Raw genomic sequence first — 19,062 nt, 5'->3', positions numbered from 1 at the left:
TCATCTACAAATTCGAGCAGCTATTAGAAGTCGTAGCCAATCGAGAACATCACGCTACGCGGGGCGACGAAGCCACGCGGATTCTTGTAGTCGTAAATCTTCTCGCCCGCGCCGGCGTCCCAGTTGTCCTGGACGCGATAGTAGTCGTCGCTGTCGAGAACGTTGTTGACGTCGATGCGGAAGTTCAGACCCGGAGCCCACTGCGGCTCATAGGCCAACTGCAGATCCAGCGTACGCACCCACGGCACGCGGCCGGAGGTACCACGCGGGTGCAGGCTGTTGGCGTAGTCGTAGCTGCCATTGGCGCCGCAGTAGAACGAAGCCACGCCGTAGCCGGACGCGTGCTGATCCGGGCCGTCTGCCGGGTAGATACCGAAGCAGTTGACCGGACGACCGCTCTGCACCAGCAGGTTGGCACCGATACGCAGTTCGTCGGTCAGAGCGTACGCACCGAACAGCTTGAAGCTGTGGCGACGATCGTTCGGCAGGTAGCCGTAGGAACCGTCCATCAGACCCGGATAGTCGAAGTCCTGGGTGATGCCTGCGTCGCCCTGGCCATTATCAGACTTGACGTAGCCTTCGGTGTTGCCCTTGCTCTTGGCGAAGGTATACGAAGCTGACATGAACCACTTGTTGTCCCACGCCTTTTCCAGCATGAACTCAAGGGCCGAATACTTGCGCTTGGCTTCCGGAATGCCGATTGCCGTAGCCGGGATGTTGACCACCGACAGCTCACCGGTGCCATCCAGATCAACATTGGCCGAGAGATTCTGGCCCGGGTTGGTCAGGAAGCAGTGGCTCAGGGCTTCGGCGATGGCGCCAGCCTGATCTTCGCTGTAGCCGTTCTGCAAAGCCCAGGCTTCAGCGCCGTCACCCGAACAGATATCGTCCATGCCCGACTTCAGCTCGCGATAGATCGCACGTACGCCTGCGGTCCAGTTGGGAGCCAGCTGGAACTGGATGCCAGCGATGTATTCATCCTGGTACATCGGGTCCAGATCGTTGTCGACCACGGCGCGCGGATCGGGGACTTCACCGCTGCTGGTGTACGAGCGCGTGCCGATTTCGGTTCCCAGGGTCGGAACACCGGTCACCGGATCAATCGCGGAGAAGGTGTAGAACTCCTGGTAATCAAGTTCGGCACCAGCCAGTCGGACGTTGGTGTTGGAATAGACCGGGATGTAGTAGCGACCAGCATTACCGAAGACCTTGAAGGTCGAGTCGCCGTTGACGTCCCACGAGAAGCCAAGGCGCGGCGCCCAGGTGTCCTTGATGTCGACGAATGCACCGCCGTTCGAATTGAGGTTCTTGAACGATTCGTTGCGGATGCCGCCGTACAGGTTCAGGGTGTCGGTGATCTGCCAGGTATCTTCCAGGTACCACGCGCTGTTCTGGGTTTCGAAGTTGCCGCCGTTACCGAAGTAGCGGAAGCGGACGACTTCGGTCACGCCGTCCGGCACGATGGCACCGTTCGCCAGACGTGCACCCGGAGACGCATTCAGATAGCGCCAGTAGCCTGCACCCGAGTACTCGCTGCCGTCGACGGTTTCGAAGGTTTCGTCGTCCAGACCAAAGCGGACGGTGTGGTCGCCCAGCACCCACTCACCGTCGAAGCGCCATGCAGTGCGCTCGTCACCTGCATCGGGAATACCGACCACGCCGGTACCGACCCAGCAACCGCTGGCGCCGAGCGGCGGCGTGCCGCTGCTGCGGACGTCGATGACAACCGGGCAATCGGCGGCGTTGGAATTGACTTCACCGCGCGAGTACTTGCCCTTGCCGTACAGGGCCGACAGGGTGAGGTTCTCGGTGATGTAACCGGTCCAACGGCCGATGTAGTTGTCGCCACCCGTCTCGGTGCGGAATGTACCGGTGCGGGTGCCCCCACCAATCGTGAAGTCGCCGTCTGCGCGACTGTAGGTGATGCCGTCGGTGACTTCTTTGTCACGGAACGCGGTCAATTCAAGACGGTGGTTGTCGCTGATGTACCAGTCCAACTTCACCAGGCCCTGCGGCGAGTCCAGCGTGCTGCTGTCATGGCCGGCGGCATAGTTCAGGATTTCGTCTTCCTTTGTGCCTTGGAACAGGCCGAAGAAGAACAGGCGGTCCTTGATCAGCGGACCGCCGCCATACACGTTGTAGACCACGGAGTCCTTCTTGGAGTCAGTGTCGACAATGCGGTAGCTGCCATCGCGCTCGGGGTCGTAGGCCAGCGGCGTGCCGGAGGCCAGCGAATCGGGACTGTAGAAGACGTTGGCGCCGGCCTTCCACTCGTTCGTACCTTGCTTGGTGGTGATGTTGATCACGCCGCCCAGCGAACGGCCAAATTCAGCGCCGTAGCCGCCGGTCTTGATTTGCTGTTCCTGGATGGCTTCGAACGGCAGCTCCGAGAAGGCGAGACCGTTGACGATGTTGGTGACGTTGAAACCGTTGATGTAGTAGACGTTTTCAGCGACCGACGAACCACCGAACGATGCCAGGTTGCCGAAGCGGCCGTCGCCGCGCACGGTGCCCGGTGCCAGCAGTGCGACGTTGGTGACGCTGCGCGGCACGGGGATGCGATCGATCTGGGCTTCGGTCAGGATGGTGACCGACTCGACCGAGGAAACGTCGATCGGGTTGACGGCCGAGGCACCGATGACAGTCACGGCGTCGAGATTGCTGGTTTCGGACGAAGCAGCAGCCGTCACGAACGACACATTGGCGCCGGCGCCCGTGTTGACGCGCGTAGTCCGCTCGCTGGATTCGCCTGCAGCGCTCGAACGGGTGACTTTGTAGTCACCGGCCGGCAGTGCAGAGACGCGGTACGTGCCATCAGCATTGGCCGTGACGGTACGGCTCAGGCCGGTCTGGGTGTTGACGACAGTAATGGTGTCGCCGCTCGCAGCCGTACCGAAAACGGAGCCCGAGGTGTTCGATTGCGCTTGCACGCCGCCCGCGAAGCAGGCAGTCAGTGCGAGGCTCAGCGCGGTGCGTTTGACGCCCGCCGACCAATAGTTACGACCCTTGTGGGTAGTCATCAGTGCTCTCTCTCTCGTGTCAAATATTGAAGACCAGGAACGTGCATCCCCGAATCGAATGGCAGGCGCGAAGTTAAACGCCTGGTGACCGAAGAATAACGTAAGTTTTACGGAGATGAGCGGAATGTAAATTACACTCTGACTAGAAAATATCCTTATATATCAGTGATTTGGCTGTGCACGTAGACAAGAAATTCACGCCTAGTGGCCGGGATGCCCCCCTTTCACATGGCCGCTGTTCCCCATGAAGGAAGTCATGAAGCGGAAGCATCGGTTGCAAGCGAAATCAATTTCATGATCGGAGACGGACGTCCCTTGCCGCTCGCGACGGCCACCTCGACTCATCGGGCGAGTACCGCTCGCTTGGTGCGTGCGACGCCTTCTCAGGCATCCAGGCCGATTGAACAGCTCACCCCGGTTCCCCCCAGCCCGCAGTAGCCGTTCGGATTCTTGGCCAGGTACTGCTGGTGGTAGTCCTCGGCGAAGTAGAACTCCGGCGCCGGGTAGACGATCTCGGTGGTGATGTCCGGATACCCCGCCTCACGCAGCCGCTGCTGGTAAGCCTCACGGCTGGCCAGGGCTGCATCGCGCTGTTCGGCGCTGTGGCAGAGGATCGCGGATCGGTATTGGGTGCCTACGTCATTGCCCTGGCGCATGCCCTGAGTGGGATCGTGGTTCTCCCAGAACACCTGCAGGAGCTGTTCGAAGCTGATCTGTTTCGGGTCGTAGACCACGCGCACCACTTCGTTGTGGCCGGTCAGGCCGGAGCACACTTCTTCATAGGTGGGATTGGGCGTGGCACCGCCGGCATAGCCCACGGCAGTGGTGTAGACGCCCGGTAGCGACCAGAACTTGCGCTCGGCGCCCCAGAAACAGCCCAGACCGAACTCGACCGTGAGCAGGCCGGTGGTATCCACCCGCAACGGCCGGCCATGCACGAAGTGGCTGTCATGCAGCGGCAAGGGCTGCGAGCGCCCGGGCAATGCTTCTTCCGGTCGCGGCATGCGTTGCTTGAATGCGCCAATACCCAGCATGGAAACCTCGGCTCGTCAGGACTGCCTTGGATCTGGTGCGTCGCAGGCCGACTTTCAAGCGCCGCGCGGGGTTGCGGCCAGCCGTGTCGGCAAGTCGGTGACAGGGCGGGCCGTCCCGTCTTCAGACCGGAACGATCGTCCCGTCATCGTCCCAGCTCGCGTCATCCTCGCCCACGACCGGGCTGCCCAGCGCCAGACCCGCCACGATGGCATCAGCCTGTTCGCCGGCCGAATCCGGTACGCACACCCGCAGCACCCCGAACAACGGCAGTTCGCCCATGCCGCCCATCAGCGACTCGCCAAACACGAACACCGGCAGGCCTGCATCTTCCAGCGCGTGCTTGACCAGGTGAGCGTCGACCAGGTTGTCGGCGAGGTAAGCCAGATGCATGGGCGGCTCCAGCGAGGATTCAACAACGAGGGATCTGCAGTCTACCCCCGGGCTGATCGCGCGCACGTCAGAACGGCTTGCTGACCGCATCCGTGTAGGGAACGGTTTCGCTTTCGGCCGCGCCGGCCTCGCGCCACTCGCGCATCGCCGGCAACGCGAACAGCGCCTGCATGTAGGCTTGGCTGACGTCGTCCACCGGCACGCCATAGCCCTGGAAGCGGATCGCCACCGGCGCATACATGGCATCGACAATGCCGAACTCACCGCACAGGAAATCCCCTGCCCCGCCAAATCGGGCGCGCAATTCGCCCCAGATCGCCTGCACGCGATCGATGTCGCGCTGCGCGGCGTCGTCCCAGCGATAGGCATCGGGCTGGCGGCGGCTGTTCATGGGCAGCTGGGTACGCAAGGCGGCGAAGCCCGAGTGCATCTCCGCCGCTGCGGTGCGGGCCAGCGCACGGGCTTCGCGCCCCTGCGGCCAGCCGCGACCGTCCAGCCAGCGCTCATTGGCGTATTCGCTGATGGCGAGCGAATCCCATACATGCAGATCGCCGTCCCACAGGGCCGGCACCTTGCCGGTCGGCGAGTAGCGCTTGACCTCGGCAAAGAACTCCGGGGTATCCAGCAGCAGCCGCACTTCATCGAACTCCACGCCGAAATGGCGCAACAACAACCAGGGGCGCAGCGACCAGGACGAGTAGTTCTTGTTGCCGATGATCAGGACGGGACGGCTCATGGGGGGCAGCTCGGAAGCGGACGATGAAGTGCACAGGATAGGCGCTGGCGCTGCCGCGCGGCATCCGTGTGAAGAAGCTGGCGGGCGCGGCGGCGCCAGGATTGCCCTCGCAGGCGGGCCACGGGACGAGCAGGCGCGGGGGCCAGCGGCTAAACTTGCGGTTTGGTTATTCAGCGCCCAGCCCCCCGCATGTCCGAGAACACCGCCGCTCCCCTCGACGCCAGCCCGGACGATTCGTCCCCGGAAAAGCGCGACTTCATCCGTCAGATCGTGCGCGAGGATCTCGCCAGCGGCCGCCACCAGGCCATCAAGACGCGCTTCCCGCCCGAGCCCAACGGCTATCTACATATCGGCCATGCCAAGGCGATCTGCCTGGACTTCGGCATCGCCGCCGAATTCGGCGGCGTCTGCAACCTGCGCCTGGATGACACCAACCCGGCCAAGGAAGATCCCGAATACGTCGCCGCCATCCAGGACGACGTGCGCTGGCTCGGCTTTGACTGGCACGATCTGCGCCATGCCTCGGACTACTTCGAGGTGTTCTACCAGGCCGCGCTCAAGCTGATTCGCCAGGGCGATGCCTTTGTCTGCGATCTGACCGCCGAGCAGGTCCGCGAGTACCGCGGCAGCCTGACCGAAGCGGGGCGCAACTCGCCGTGGCGGGATCGCTCCGTGGAAGAAAACCTCGACCTGTTCCAGCGCATGCGCGCCGGCGAGTTTGCCGATGGTGCGCGCACGCTGCGCGCCAAGATCGACATGGCCAGCGGCAACATCAACCTGCGCGATCCGGCGCTGTACCGCATCAAGCATGTCGAGCACCAGAACACCGGCAACGACTGGCCGATCTATCCGATGTACGACTTCGCCCATTCGCTCAGCGACGCCGCCGAGGGCATCACCCACTCGCTGTGCACGCTGGAATTCGAAGACCACCGCCCGCTGTATGACTGGTGCGTGGACAAGACCGATCTGGCCCACTCGCCCGAACTGATTGCGCCGCTGCTGGCGCGCGGCCTGCCGAAGGAAGCCAGCAAGCCGCGCCAGATCGAGTTCTCGCGGCTGAACTTCAATTACCTGGTGATGAGCAAGCGCAAGCTGCTGGCGATGGTCAACGACGGCTTGGTCGATGGCTGGAACGATCCGCGCATGCCGACCCTGCAGGGCATCCGCCGCCGGGGTTACACACCCTCGGCGCTGCGCCTGATGGTGGACCGCGTTGGCATCAGCAAGCAGAACTCGCTGCTCGACTACAGCCTGCTGGAAGGCGCGCTGCGTGACGATCTGGATGCCGCCGCGCCGCGTCGCATGGCGGTGATTGATCCGCTCAAACTGGTGTTGACCAACCTGCCGGACGATCACGTCGAAACCTTGAGTTTCTCCAACCATCCCAAGGACGAGAGCTTCGGCAAGCGGGAAGTGCCGTTCTCGCGCGAGCTCTGGATCGAACGCGAGGATTTCGAGGAAGTGCCGCCCAAGGGCTTCAAGCGCCTGACCACCGGCGGCGAAGTGCGCCTGCGCGGCGCCGGCATCATCCGCTGCGATGAAGTGATCAAGGACGCCGAAGGTCGCATCGTCGAACTGCGTGGCTGGCTGGATCCGGAATCGCGTCCCGGCATGGCCGGCGCCGAGCGCAAGATCAAGGGCACCATCCACTGGGTCAGCGCGCGCCATGCGGTGGCCACCGAAGTGCGCCTGTACGACCGGCTGTTCACCGTGCCCAATCCGGATGACGAAGCCGAAGGCAAGACTTACCGCGACTACCTCAATCCGGATTCGCGCCGCACCGTCACCGGCTATGTCGAACCGGCCGCGGCCAGCGCCGCGCCCGAACAATCGTTCCAGTTCGAACGCCTGGGCTATTTCGTCGCCGATCGCTACGACCACGCAGCCGACAAGCCGGTGTTCAATCGCAGCGTCACTCTGCGCGATACCTGGGCCAAGGCATGAGCCTGTTGTACGCCCAGGTGCATCTGACGCTGCCCGCATGGGTGCATGAGGCGGTCGACATGAGCGCGGTGTATCCGGGCGATGAAGACAAGGTGGGCCTGGCCATCGCCTTGTCCGCCCGCAATATCGAGGCCGCCACCGGTGGTCCGTTTGGTGCGGTGTTGTTCGGTCCCGACCATCGGGTAATTGCCGCCGGCGTGAACCGGGTGATTCCGCACAGCTGCTCGCTGGCCCATGCCGAAACCCTGGTGTACATGCTGGCCCAGCAGAAGATGCAGACGCCACGCTTGAATGCGCTGACCGCGCCGATCACGCTGGCGACCTCCTCGCAGCCCTGCTGCCAATGCTACGGCGCCACGATCTGGGCCGGCATTGATCGCCTGCTGATTGGCGCGCGCTCGGAAGACGTGATGAGCCTGACCGAGTTCGACGAGGGCCCGCTGCCGGCAGACTGGATCGGCGAGTTGAACAAGCGCGGCATCGAAGTGGTGCGTGACCTGCGCCGCGACGACGCCCGCGCCGTGCTGGACGCCTACGGCCAGGCCGGCGGCGACAAGTACTGACCAATGAATGCCAGCGGATTGCTCGCCTACTGTCGCCAGGGCTTCGAACCGGAACTGGCTGCCGAACTGACGGAGAAGGCGGCCTTGGCCGGCGCGGCGGGCTATGCACGCGCGCAACGCAATGACGGCTACGTGATCTATGCCTGTGAGGAAGCCGACAACTTGCGCCGCAACCTGCCCTGGCAGGATCTGGTGTTCGCCCGGACGAAGCTGATGCTGATCGCCGAGTTGCGCGGCATCGATCCCAAGGATCGCATCACCCCGATCCTGCAGGCGCTCGAAGCTCATCCGCAGCGCTTTGGCGATCTGTTCGTCGAGCATCCCGATTCCGACGCGGCCAAGCCGCTGGCCGGCCTGGCGCGCAGTTTCGGCAACGCGCTGCGTCCGGCGTTGCGCAAGGCCGGGCGCCTGAGCGCCAGCGATGACGCCCGCTTGCCGCGCCTGCATGTAGTGTTCGTGCAGGGCGATCATCTGTTCCTGGCCATCGCCGATCCGCACGATGCCTCGCCCTTGCCGCTCGGTATCCCGCGTTTGAAGTTGCTGCCGGACGCGCCTTCGCGTTCGGCGTTGAAGCTGGAAGAAGCCATCCGCGTGCTGCTGGAACCGGAAGAGCGCGAGCGCCTGCTCAAGCCCGGCATGACCGCTGCGGATCTGGGTGCGGCACCGGGCGGCTGGACCTGGGTGCTGACGCGCGAGCACCTGCGCGTGACCAGTGTCGACAACGGCCCGTTGCGCCAGCATGTGCTGGACACCGGCCTGGTCGAGCATCTGCGTGCCGATGGCTTCCACTGGAAGCCCGCGCAGCCGCTGGACTGGATGGTCTGCGACATGGTCGAGCAGCCGCGGCGTGTGGCCGAGCGCATGGCCAGCTGGTTCCGCGAGGGCTGGTGCCGGCACGCGATCTTCAACCTGAAGCTGCCGATGAAGAAGCGCTGGGATGAAACCCGGCTGTGCCTGGACCTGTTCGCCGAACAGTCGCAGCGCGATCTGATCGTGCGCGCGCGCCAGCTCTACCACGACCGCGAAGAGATCACGGTGTTTGCCACGCTGCGCGGCGCGCGCTGACCCGGCCACTGGCATACTCCGGGCGTCTCCTTCGCTGCCCTCGCCTGATGAATCGATTGCCCGGTTGTAGTCGCTGGTGCCTGTCCGGGCTCGCCCTCCTGCTAGCCTCGCCCGTCTTCGCAGCGGAGCCGCCGCTGTTCGAGGCACGCGATTACGTCGGCGACGGCATCTTCAGCGCGGGAATTGAAGGGCCGGCCGTGGGCCCGGATGGCGATCTGTATCTGGTGAGCTTCGGACAAGACGGCACCATTGGCCGTGTACGCGCCCAGCCGGATGGCAGCGGACAGGCCAGCCTGTTCGTCACCCTGCCCGAGGGCAGCACGGGCAACGGCATCCGCTTCGATCGCCACGGTCATATGCTGGTGGCCGACTATAGCGGCCACAACATCCTGCGCGTCAGCCCGGACGGCGAGGTCAGTACGTTCGCGCACGAACCGCGCATGCACCAGCCCAACGATATTGCGCTGGCGCCGGACGGACGCCTTTATGCCAGCGATCCGGACTGGAAGCATGACAGCGGCCAACTGTGGCGGATTGATGCCGACGGCAGCACCCATCTGCTGGAAACCGGCATGGGCACCACCAATGGCGTGGAAGTCAGTCCCGATGGCAGGTCGCTCTACGTCAATGAAAGCGTGCAGCGGCGGGTGTGGCGCTACGCGCTGGATGGCGAAGGCCGCATCACCGGCAAACAGCTGATCCATCAGTTCAGCGACCATGGCCTGGATGGCATGCGCAGCGATGCGCAGGGCAATCTTTACATCGCCCGGTATGGCGCCGGCACCGTCGCGATCCTGACGCCGCAGGGTGGCCTGCTGCGCGAGGTGCAGCTCAAGGGCCGCAAGCCGACCAACGTGGCCTTTGGCGGACACGACGGGCGCACGGTGTACGTGACCCTGCAGGACCGTGGCGCAGTCGAGGTTTTCCGCAGCGATGTGCCGGGCCGGGAGCATGGCGCCCGCTAGTCTCAGCCGCTGGCACCGGCCGTGTCACCATGCCCGACCGCCCACACCGCGCTGATTCCCCTGTTGCAGGAGCCACCATGTCGCCCATCGATCTGAAAGACCCCGCTGCCTTCGGCCAGGAGTTCCTGCGCCTGACCTTGTTGCAGGGGTTCCAGTCGCTGACCAAGCGCGATCTGGAACTGCTGATCTTCATGCTGCTCGAGCGCGATGGCGCGATTGCGCGGGCGGATTCCAATTTCACCGTCGCCGGACAACTGCGGGTAACGCCGGCCAAGGTGCGTGCGCTGCGGCGCGATGCCTACGCCCGCTGGCGCGCGCTGGTGCCGGAGCAGCGCGAGGCGGCCTTGCAGCGGATCGTCGCCACCGTCCTGAGCGAGGCCAACCTGCGCGCCGGCGCCAAGCATGTCAGTGAGCGCAGCCGCAAGGAGGGCTTCCTGGCCATTCGCATCGAGCATCCGGATGACCAGCAACAGTTCGAGCAGGCCATCCTGGATGTGGGGGCGCTGCCGGTGTATGAGCGCAATCGCGAGGTGGTGGCGGTGCGCTTCGATACGCTGCTGGCAATTGCCGAGCGCTGGGGCTACCTGCAGACCGATCCGGTGCAGATCCGCAACGAACTGAACAAGCTGGCGCCCACGTCCGAAGCGATTGCGGATCTGCTGAAGAAGGACGTGGCCAAGTTGCGTTGGCAGGATGCCCGCCAGGCGCTCAACAGCCTGGGCGCCGAGACCATCGCCAAGTCCGCCGAAGACGGACTCGCCGGTTTGTTGAAGCTGGTGTTTCCGTTCCTGCCGGGCTGAGACTACAGGCCCGAAGCGCGTCGCCACAGCAGGTTGGCCAATGCCGGCAGTTTGCCGGCCAGGCCCAAGGCATGACCGCGCAGCAGGGTCAGGTGCATTTCATCGTTGGAGAAGACCCGGTTGATGCCTTCGAAGGTGTAGGCCGCGGCCAGACTCTCGCTGCGTCGCACGCGCGCCCAACGCGCCAGCCGATGCGGCGCGGTCCAGTCGACGCGGCGCGCCTGAGCGGCGATGACGAGCTCGCGCAACGCGGACACATCGCGCAGGCCCAGGTTGACGCCCTGCCCCGCCAACGGGTGCACCACATGAGCGGCATCGCCAACCAGCACGATGCGATCCTCCACAAACCGGCGCGCCAGTTGTCGACGCAGCGGAAAGGCCACCCGCGCTGACACTGGCTGCATGGCGCCCAGGCGTCCGCCCAGGGCCGACTGCAATTCGCCGGCAAACGCTTCGTCGCTCAATGCGATCACGCGCTCGGCTTCGGCGGTCGGCAAAGTCCAGACAATCGAACTGCGGCCTTCGACAAACGGCAGAACCGCCAGCGGACCGCCCGGCAGGAAACGCTGCCACGCCGTTGCTTCATGTGCGTGTGCGGTCTCGATGAAGGCGACCACGCCGCGCTGGTCGTAGTCGTGATCGGACACATCGATGCCGGCGCTGCGCCGCAGCTGCGAGGCAGCGCCGTCGGCGGCAATCGCCAGGCGCGCATCCAGCCGGCTTCCATCGCTCAAACGCAGGCGCACACCATCCTGATCCTGCTCCACTTCCTCGACCGTGGCCGGGCAATGCAAGCGCACGCCAGCGGCAGGCAGGGCCGCCCACAGGCGATCCACCAGCAGCGCGTTTTCCAGAATCCAGCCCAGTTGCGCACGTCCCAACGCATCGGCATCGAAGGCCAGCTCGGCACCGCCTGCCGCATCCCACACGCGCATGCGCCGATACGGTTGCACGCGCGCAGCCACGATGGATGGCCATACGCCCAGACTGTCCAACAAGGCCGCGTTGTCAGGCGCGAATGCGTAGACGCGCAAATCGGGCTGCTCCGACGACCAACGCGCCGGCGCGCGACCTTCCACCAGCGCCACTTCCTGACCCTGTTGCGCCAGCGCCAATGCGCAGGCCGCGCCGACCACGCCGCCACCGACAATCACCGCATCAATCTGGCCGCGCCGGCTCATGCCGCCACCTCGCGACACAACATCGGCACGTCGCCGCGGAATCCCATCGCCCCGCCGACCAGATAGGCCTGCAAAGTGCCGGAGGCATCGATGGCCGCCATGCCCAGGCTGCGCAGGGGTCGCATCAACGGCGCGGGATTGGCGCTCAGGCGCGCCAGCCCGTCGGAAAAGGCCAGCGTGCGCCGGCGATCTTCTTCGCGACGCCGGTGGTAGTGGGCCAGCAGCGCAGCGGCGCCCGGATCCTCGGCGGCCTCAATCAACTCGGCCAGGGTCAGCGCATCGCGCAGGCCCAGATTGAAACCCTGCGCGCCGATCGGGTGGATGGTCTGGGCGGCGTTGCCCAACACCACCGCACGATGTTCGATCACCGCATCGGCCAGCACCCGCGCAATCGGGTAGGCGCTGCGTTCACCACTGGCCAGCAAGCGCCCCACGCGCCAGCCCACGCTGGCCTGCAGGCGGGCCAGCCAGGCGGCTTCATCGAGCGCAGCCACCGCGTCGGCTTCAGCCGTCGGCACACCGTGGACGACGCCGTAGTGGCGATCCCCGCGCGGTAGCAATGCCGTCGGACCCTGCGCAGTCAGGCGCTCGTAAGCCGTGCCGTCCGGCGCCTGTTCGGCACGCACGCGCGCCACGAACAGGGTCTGGTCGTAGTCATGGGTGTGCGTGCGGATGCCCAGCGCTGCGCGCACCGCGCTGCGGGTGCCATCGGCGGCGACCAGCAGGCGCGTGCCGATGATCTGTTCGCCGGTGCCGGTATGCAGGCGCACTTGTCGCATCAAGCCATCGGTTTCGGCCAGGCCGACAAAGGTGGCGGGACGATAGCGGGTCAGTCCGGGCAGTTCCTCGAGCCGGCGTTCCAGCGCCGCGCCGAAGTCGCGTGCCACCACCACCTCGCCGAATCGATCACGCCCATAGTCGGCGGCGTCCAGGCGCACGCGCCCGAAGTCGCCCTGGCGGCTGATGTGGATGCGGCGGATGGCCCCGGTGGGGGCCTGCAACTTCTGCATCACCCCCAACGCAGCCAGCGCGTTGACGGTGGCGGCGGCGAAGCTCAGGTTGCGTTGATCAAAGACCGCGGGCATCGCCGTCGGCGGAGCCGCTTCCACCAGCGCCACATCGCGCGTGCCGTGGCGGGCCAGGGCGATGGCCAGGCTGGCGCCGACCAGGCCACCGCCCACGATCACCACATCATGCTGTCGTTCCGTCATGCCGCCATGATAAGGGAAGGCGGGGCCGCGCCCGGTCAACCGCGCTAGAATGCGCCGCTGAGACCCCGGAACCTGCCCGCATGAACAACTCGTCCCAACGCGCCGCCATCCTGCTTGTGCTCGCGCTGCTGCTGGTCACCACGCGCCTGCACCTGCCTGCCACGCTGACCCACTTCGGTGGCATCCCGGACGCCTCCTGGGCGGTGTTCTTCCTGGCCGGCTTCTATCTGCGCGGCTGGAGCCGCTGGGCCTTCCCGCTTTTCATGGGCCTGGCGGTGCTGGTGGATTACGTGGTGATTTCCGGCCAGGGCATCAACTTCTGGACGCACTACTGTGTCTCGCCGGGTTACTGGTTCCTGCTGCCGGCGCACCTGGCGCTGTGGGCGGGTGGCCTGTTGGCGCGTCGCTACTACAGCAGCGAACGCTTCGGCCGCAGCCTGGCCATCGTGGTGGTCAGCCTGTTTGCCTCGGTGGCGGTCTGCCATCTGCTGGCCCAGGGCAGCTTCTACTGGATGAGCAGCAGCGTCAGCGAGCCGACGCTGGCCGGCTGGTGGAAGAACTACAGCGACTGGTTCCTGCCGTACCTGCGCGTGGCCGCCATCTATGTGGGCCTGGCCGTGATCGCCCATGTGGGCGTGCAGCAGCTGGCACGCATCGGCCAGGCGCACGACAAGTCGGTGCGCTGATCCGATGGGCAATCGCCTGTCGAAGATCTACACCCGCACCGGTGACGACGGCAGTACCGGTCTGGGCGATGGTTCGCGCGTAGGCAAGGACTCCGCGCGCGTCACTGCCTACGGCACCGTGGACGAAGCCAACTCCGCCATCGGGGTGGTACTGGCCGCGCCGCAGGTGCCCGAGGATGTGGCCGCCCTGCTGACCGTGATCCAGCACCAGCTGTTCGATCTGGGTGGCGAGTTGTGCATCCCCGGCCATGCGGCGATCACCGGCGAGGATGTGGACGCGCTGGAGGCCCGGCTGGATCACTACAACGATGCCCTGCCGCCGCTCAAGGATTTCATTTTGCCGGCCGGCGGCGAAGCCGCCGCGCGCTGCCACCTGGCGCGCACCATCGTCCGGCGCGCCGAACGCGAGACGGTGACCCTGGCGCGCCACGATGCCGTTCGCCCGGAAGCGATCCGCTATCTCAATCGTCTGTCCGATCTGTTGTTCGTGCTGGCCCGCGTGCTGGCCCGCGCCGACGGTCACGGCGAAGTGCTCTGGAACCACGAACGCCGGCGCCCTGTCTGAGGCACACCGCGACGTGATCATTTACACCCACCCCGACTGTCTGGCCCACGATCCTGGCGCCGGGCATCCGGAACGGCCGGCCCGGCTGGAGGTGGTGCTGGAAGCCTTGCGCGCGCAGCATGGGGATCTGGATTGGCGCGAGGCGCCGCTGGCCAAGCTCGGTGATTTGCGCCGCGTCCACGACGACGACCTGCTGCGCGAGCTGCTCGATACTCCCTTCGAAGGGACGCGCCAGCTCGACCCCGACACGGTGATGGTGCCGGCCTCGCGCGCCGCCGCCCTGCGCGCCGCGGGGGCGGGCATCGCCGCCGTGGATGCAGTCATGCGCGGCGACGCCGATACCGCCTTCTGCGCGGTGCGCCCGCCCGGGCACCACGCCACCGCGCACACGGCCATGGGCTTCTGCCTGCTCAACAACATCGCCATCGCCGCAGCGCATGCGCTGGAGAAGCATGGCCTGGAACGGGTGGCGATCGTCGACTTCGACGTCCACCACGGCAACGGCACCCAGGCCATCTTCTACAACGACCGGCGCGTGGCCTATTTCAGCAGCCACGAGTCCGGCCTGTTTCCGCACAGCGGTGCGGTCTACGAGCGCGGCGCCGGCAACGTCCACAACGCCCTGTTGCCGCCGGGCAGCGGCGGCTTCCGCTTCCAGAACACCTGGGCCGACCAACTTCTGCCGGCGCTGGAAGAATCCAAGCCACAGCTGCTGCTGATTTCTGCAGGATTCGATGCGCATATGCGCGACCCACTCGCCGACCTAATGCTGGAAACCGAAGACTTCGCCTGGCTGACCCGGCAGTTGCGCCAGGTGGCCCGTCGACATGCCGCCGGCCGGATCGTCTCCCTGCTCGAGGGTGGCTACGACCTGGAAGCCCTGCGCGAATGCAGCGCCGCCCACGTGGACGAACTGCGCTGAAGCGACCGCAACTGGATGAACCTCATCCGACGCCGCCGGCATGCCTTCATTGCCCGCATGCAAGGGATACGGCAAGCTAGCGACCGCTTCTGAAGCCTGCGCGTCCGAAGTCCCCCACCTGAAGAACCGCCCAACCCGGAGTCCGGTACCGCGTGCGTCCAGTCCTTCGCTTGCTCCCTCTGCCTTTCAGTATCGCCCTGTGCTTGCCGGCGCTGGCGGACGACAAGCCCGAAAGCTGGGCCCTGTGCCCGATCCAGGACCCGGTGCCGGTCTTCGAGGACGCACCCCAAGCCAATGCCAGCGCCAATACCGAACAGGGGCGCGCAGCGCGCGCTGCCCAGGACACCACGGTACAGGGCGACAAGCTGGGCGGCACCGACCAGAGCCTGGAATACAGCGGCAACGTCGCGCTGGTGCGTGGCGATCAGTTCCTGGGCGCGGACAATCTGAAGTACGACCAGGAATCGGACACCTATGCCGCCGATGGCCATGTCCGCTATCAGGACGCCGGCATCCGCATCGTGGCCGAGAGCGCGCGCGGCGACCAGAACGCCGACCGCCACCAGATCGACAACGTGCAGTACCAGCTGGTCGAACGGCGCGGCAATGGCGGCGCCGATCGCATCGACATGACCGGCCCGCAGGGCAAGCTATACCACTCCACTTATTCCACCTGTGATCCCGATGACCGGCGCTGGGAACTGCGCGCCCATCGCATTGATGTGGATACGGAAAGCGGCTGGGGTGTGGCGCGTGGCGCCACCGTGCGCCTGGGCCATGTGCCGGTGCTGTACGTGCCCTATTTCAAGTTCCCGGTGGACGATCAACGCCATACCGGCCTGCTGTACCCGGCCATCGCCAAGTCCGGTCGCAATGGCTTCGATTACCGCCAGCCAATCTATCTCAATCTGGCGCCGAACTACGACGCCACCTTGTATCCGCGCTGGATGAGCGCGCGCGGCCCTTCGCTGGGCGCTGAATTCCGCTACCTGTATCGCGGCGGCAAAGGCACCCTGCGCGGCAATTACATGCCCAAGGATGACCTGCTGGAAGAGCGGACCCACGAGGACGACTTCAATCCGGCGATCAATCCCGACCCGGATGACAGCCGCGGGATGTTCAACTACAGCGGCTACCACAACATCAGCCAGTACTGGCAGGCCCGCGCCAACCTGATCTGGTTCAGTGATTCGCGCTACACCGAAGACTTCAGCAATACGCTGATTGGCCTGTCCGCCGCGTCCACCACCAGCACCATCGGTGTGTACGGCGTGGGCAAGGGCTGGAATGCCGGCATCATGGCCGATGCCTGGCAGTTGACCGACTTCACCTCCAGCGAATTCTCGCTGCCCTACAACCGCCTGCCGCGCGCCTATCTCAACTGGGAAAAGCCGTTGAGCAAGTGGTTCTCGGCCGGCGTTTACGCCGAAGGCGTGCGCTTCCAGCACAACCGGCGCCCCGACGGCACCCGGCTGGACTTCAAGCCGTACATCTCGATGCCGTTGCAGGGCGCCTCCTGGTTTGTCACGCCGACCCTGGCCTGGCGCTACACCGACTACAAGCTGGAGCCGGCGCTGGCTCGCTCGCTCGCCATCACCCGTGCCGCAAGTGAGCTGGGCATCCCGGCGGGCTCGGTGACCGACGCCATGCTGGCGCCGTACTACGAGGAAAACCCCACCCGCAGCCTGCCGATTGGCTCGCTCGACGCCGGCCTGTTCTTTGATCGCGAAACCGAAATCCGCGGCGAAAACTTCCTGCAGACGCTGGAGCCGCGCCTGTTCTACCTGAATGTGCCGTACCGCAATCAGGACGCCATCCCGGTGTTCGATACGCGCGCCTTCACCTTCAGCTGGGGGCAGATGTTCCGCGACAACCGCTACTCGGGTCCGGACCGGCAGGCCGATGCCAACCAGCTGACCCTGGCGCTGACCTCACGCTGGCTGCGCCAGACCGACGGCTTCGAAAAGCTGGCCCTGAGCTTTGGCCAGATCCGCTATTTCGATGACAGCCTGGTCACCCTGCCGCGCGAAGCACCCACCGAGAAAGGCAAGTCGGCCTGGGTGGCCGATGCCACCTTTGCGCCCAACGACCGCTGGAAGCTCGGCGCGGCCTACCAGTGGGACCCCAAGATCCGCAAACAGGATCTGGCCAGCCTGCGCATCCGCTACCTGACCGGCGACGATGGCGTCATCAACCTGGGCTACCGCTATCGCCGCGACTTGCTGGAGCAGGCCGATTTCTCGTTCCTGTACCCGATCTCCCCGTCCTGGAGCGTGGTCGGCCGCTACTACCACTCCTTTGACGACAACAAACTGCTGGAGGCCATCGGTGGCGTCCAGTGGGACAGCTGCTGCCTGGCGGTGCGCGCCGTGGTGCGCCGCTATGTGCGCAACCGCGAGGGAGAGATGAACAACTCCTTCCAGGTGGAGTTTGTCCTCAAGGGCCTCGGCTCGGCTGGCCAAGATACGGAGCGCACCTTGCGCCGTGGTATTCTCGGCTATTACCGAGACGACCTCTATCTCGTCCCGCCGAGCAATACGACGCCGGACCCGGACGATGACCCCAATGTGCCGGACGTAACCCTATGAAATCCAAGCTGTGCCGCCCCTTTGCCGCTCTTGTTGCGGCCGCCCTGCTGTCGACCACCGCGGCCCCCTTGTGGGCGCAGACCACGCAGCCCCTGGACCGCATCGCCGCCGTCGTGGATGAAGACGTCATCCTGCAGAGCGAACTCGATCGCGCGGTCAACAACGTGGTCGCGCAGTACGCCACCCAGCCCGGCCAACTGCCGCCCCAGGCGGTGCTGCAACGCCAGGTCATGGAGCGCCTGATCCTGGTCAAGCTGCAGGTGGCGCGCGCCGCCAACACCGGCATCCACGTCAACGACGAAGAGGTCAACAACGCCGTCGCCAGCGTGGCCCAGCAGAACAACATGTCGGTCGACGTACTGCGTCAGCGTCTGGCGGCCGACGGCATTTCGTTCCCCGATTTCCGCGCCACCCTGCGCGACGAGATCACCGTGCAGCGCCTGCGCCAGAGCTTTGCGCAGAGCCGCATCCAGGTCAGCGAGGGCGAAGTCGATGCCGCCCTGGCCAGCCAGTCCCAAGCCACCCGCACCCAGTACCACCTGGCGCACATCCTGGTCGCCCTGCCCGACGGCGCTACCGCCGAGCAGATCGCCACGGGCCAGCAGAAGATTGAAGGCGTGAAGAGCTTGATCGACAAGGGCGAGATGGAATTCAACGCCGCCGCCGTTCGCTATTCCGACAGCCCCAACGCGCTGGAAGGCGGCGATCTGGGCTGGCGTTCGGTCGATGAAATTCCGACCGCGTTCGTCGAAACGCTCAAGACCATGTCGGCTGGCCAGGTGATTGGCCCGATTCGCGGCGCCAGCGGCTTCCAGCTCCTCAAGCTGGTGGAAACCCGCGATGGTTCGCAGGGTCCGCAGCAGACGGTGACCGAATACCACGCCCGCCACATCCTGGTGCGCATCAGCCCCACCCAGGATGCCAACGCCGCCAAGGCCAAGATCGACACGCTGCGTGCGCGCATCGCCGGCGGCGCCGACTTTGTCGAAGTGGCCAAGGAATCCTCGGAAGATCCGAACAGCCGCGGCGAAGGCGGCGATCTGGGCTGGTTCCCGGCCGACGCCTACGGGCCGGAATTCGGCCAGGCCGTGCAAGCTGTCAATGATGGCCAGGTCAGCCAGGCGTTCCGCACCGATGCCGGCTGGCACATCGTACAGCGCGTGGAAACGCGCCAGACCGACGTGACCAACCAGAACCAGCGCGCGCAGGTGCGCGAGACGATTGGCCGCCGCAAGCTGGAAGACGAGTACAACCGCTTCCTGGCCGAAATGCGTGGCGAAGCCTACGTCAATGTGCGCACCGGCGAAGGCGCCGCCACCGACGGCACCCCGGTCAACGCGCCGGTCGCTCCCCCGGCCGCACCGACCACCGAACCCTCCGGCAGCTGA

The 19,062-nt window shown here is 65.5% G+C and carries 16 protein-coding genes; 10 read left to right on the top strand and 6 right to left on the bottom strand.

The features are described 5' to 3' along the window. Positions 1-23: 23 nt before the first annotated feature. From B5X78_RS12975 to B5X78_RS12960, 4 genes are all read right to left on the bottom strand, one after another. Positions 24-3,020, bottom strand: coding sequence for a TonB-dependent receptor (locus B5X78_RS12975; RefSeq protein ID WP_079724942.1), 2,997 nt, complete (start codon positions 3,018-3,020; stop codon positions 24-26). Between the two features lie 383 nt (positions 3,021-3,403). Continuing rightward, positions 3,404-4,054: a peptide-methionine (S)-S-oxide reductase MsrA gene (gene msrA / locus B5X78_RS12970; protein WP_079724941.1), complete on the bottom strand. Its 651-nt coding sequence runs from the start codon at positions 4,052-4,054 to the stop codon at positions 3,404-3,406. A gap of 121 nt (positions 4,055-4,175) precedes the next feature. Then, a complete protein-coding gene (locus tag B5X78_RS12965) occupies positions 4,176-4,445 on the bottom strand; it encodes a putative signal transducing protein (RefSeq protein ID WP_079724940.1) in 270 nt (89 codons plus the stop codon). Positions 4,446-4,512: 67 nt separating this feature from the next. Beyond that, positions 4,513-5,181 carry a glutathione S-transferase family protein gene (locus tag B5X78_RS12960; protein ID WP_079724939.1) on the bottom strand — a complete coding sequence of 223 codons (669 nt, stop codon included), beginning with the start codon at positions 5,179-5,181 and terminating at the stop codon, positions 4,513-4,515. 189 nt (positions 5,182-5,370) lie between these two features. On the opposite strand from B5X78_RS12960, the gene B5X78_RS12955 reads away from it, so the two are divergent. The 5 genes from B5X78_RS12955 (at position 5,371) to B5X78_RS12935 (ending at position 10,521) form a co-directional block, all read left to right on the top strand. Further along, complete coding sequence (locus B5X78_RS12955) at positions 5,371-7,128, top strand: glutamine--tRNA ligase/YqeY domain fusion protein (protein ID WP_079724938.1); 1,758 nt, start codon at positions 5,371-5,373, stop codon at positions 7,126-7,128. A gap of 2 nt (positions 7,129-7,130) precedes the next feature. Further along, positions 7,131-7,691, top strand: coding sequence for a nucleoside deaminase (locus B5X78_RS12950; RefSeq protein ID WP_079726181.1), 561 nt, complete (start codon positions 7,131-7,133; stop codon positions 7,689-7,691). A gap of 3 nt (positions 7,692-7,694) precedes the next feature. After that, positions 7,695-8,756 (top strand): 23S rRNA (cytidine(2498)-2'-O)-methyltransferase RlmM, encoded by a 1,062-nt coding sequence (gene rlmM, locus B5X78_RS12945; RefSeq protein WP_079724937.1) that lies wholly within the window; start codon positions 7,695-7,697, stop codon positions 8,754-8,756. Positions 8,757-8,803: 47 nt separating this feature from the next. Further along, entirely contained in the window at positions 8,804-9,721 is a 918-nt protein-coding gene (locus B5X78_RS12940) for an SMP-30/gluconolactonase/LRE family protein (protein ID WP_079724936.1), read from the top strand. A 77-nt stretch (positions 9,722-9,798) separates the two neighbouring features. Then, positions 9,799-10,521 (top strand): hypothetical protein, encoded by a 723-nt coding sequence (locus tag B5X78_RS12935; protein ID WP_079724935.1) that lies wholly within the window; start codon positions 9,799-9,801, stop codon positions 10,519-10,521. Between the two features lie 2 nt (positions 10,522-10,523). On the opposite strand, the gene B5X78_RS12930 is transcribed toward B5X78_RS12935, so the two are convergent. Together B5X78_RS12930 and ubiH are read right to left on the bottom strand one after the other, a co-directional pair. Next, positions 10,524-11,702 (bottom strand): UbiH/UbiF family hydroxylase, encoded by a 1,179-nt coding sequence (locus tag B5X78_RS12930; RefSeq protein ID WP_079726180.1) that lies wholly within the window; start codon positions 11,700-11,702, stop codon positions 10,524-10,526. Beyond that, entirely contained in the window at positions 11,699-12,913 is a 1,215-nt protein-coding gene (gene ubiH, locus B5X78_RS12925) for a 2-octaprenyl-6-methoxyphenyl hydroxylase (RefSeq protein WP_079724934.1), read from the bottom strand. The genes B5X78_RS12930 and ubiH overlap by 4 nt, the downstream gene beginning before the upstream one ends. Positions 12,914-12,993: 80 nt before the next feature. Between ubiH and B5X78_RS12920 the strand changes: the two genes are divergently transcribed. The 5 genes from B5X78_RS12920 to B5X78_RS12900 all read left to right on the top strand — a co-directional run bounded on the left by B5X78_RS12920 (position 12,994) and on the right by B5X78_RS12900 (position 19,062). After that, the gene (locus B5X78_RS12920) at positions 12,994-13,599 is read left to right on the top strand and encodes a hypothetical protein (RefSeq protein WP_079724933.1); all 606 of its coding nucleotides are present in this window, start codon (positions 12,994-12,996) and stop codon (positions 13,597-13,599) included. Positions 13,600-13,603: 4 nt separating this feature from the next. Further along, positions 13,604-14,164, top strand: a complete 561-nt coding sequence (locus B5X78_RS12915) for a cob(I)yrinic acid a,c-diamide adenosyltransferase (RefSeq protein WP_079724932.1) — start codon at positions 13,604-13,606, stop codon at positions 14,162-14,164. A gap of 13 nt (positions 14,165-14,177) precedes the next feature. After that, positions 14,178-15,086, top strand: coding sequence for a histone deacetylase family protein (locus B5X78_RS12910; protein ID WP_079724931.1), 909 nt, complete (start codon positions 14,178-14,180; stop codon positions 15,084-15,086). 152 nt (positions 15,087-15,238) lie between these two features. Then, a complete protein-coding gene (gene lptD / locus B5X78_RS12905; RefSeq protein WP_079724930.1) occupies positions 15,239-17,674 on the top strand; it encodes an LPS-assembly protein LptD in 2,436 nt (811 codons plus the stop codon). Next, positions 17,671-19,062 (top strand): peptidylprolyl isomerase, encoded by a 1,392-nt coding sequence (locus tag B5X78_RS12900; protein WP_139381557.1) that lies wholly within the window; start codon positions 17,671-17,673, stop codon positions 19,060-19,062. Before lptD ends, B5X78_RS12900 begins: the two co-directional genes overlap by 4 nt.

This window comes from Pseudoxanthomonas indica, assembly GCF_900167565.1.
Lineage (GTDB): Bacteria > Pseudomonadota > Gammaproteobacteria > Xanthomonadales > Xanthomonadaceae > Pseudoxanthomonas_A > Pseudoxanthomonas_A indica.
This window is presented reverse-complemented; position numbering and strand designations above follow the sequence as displayed.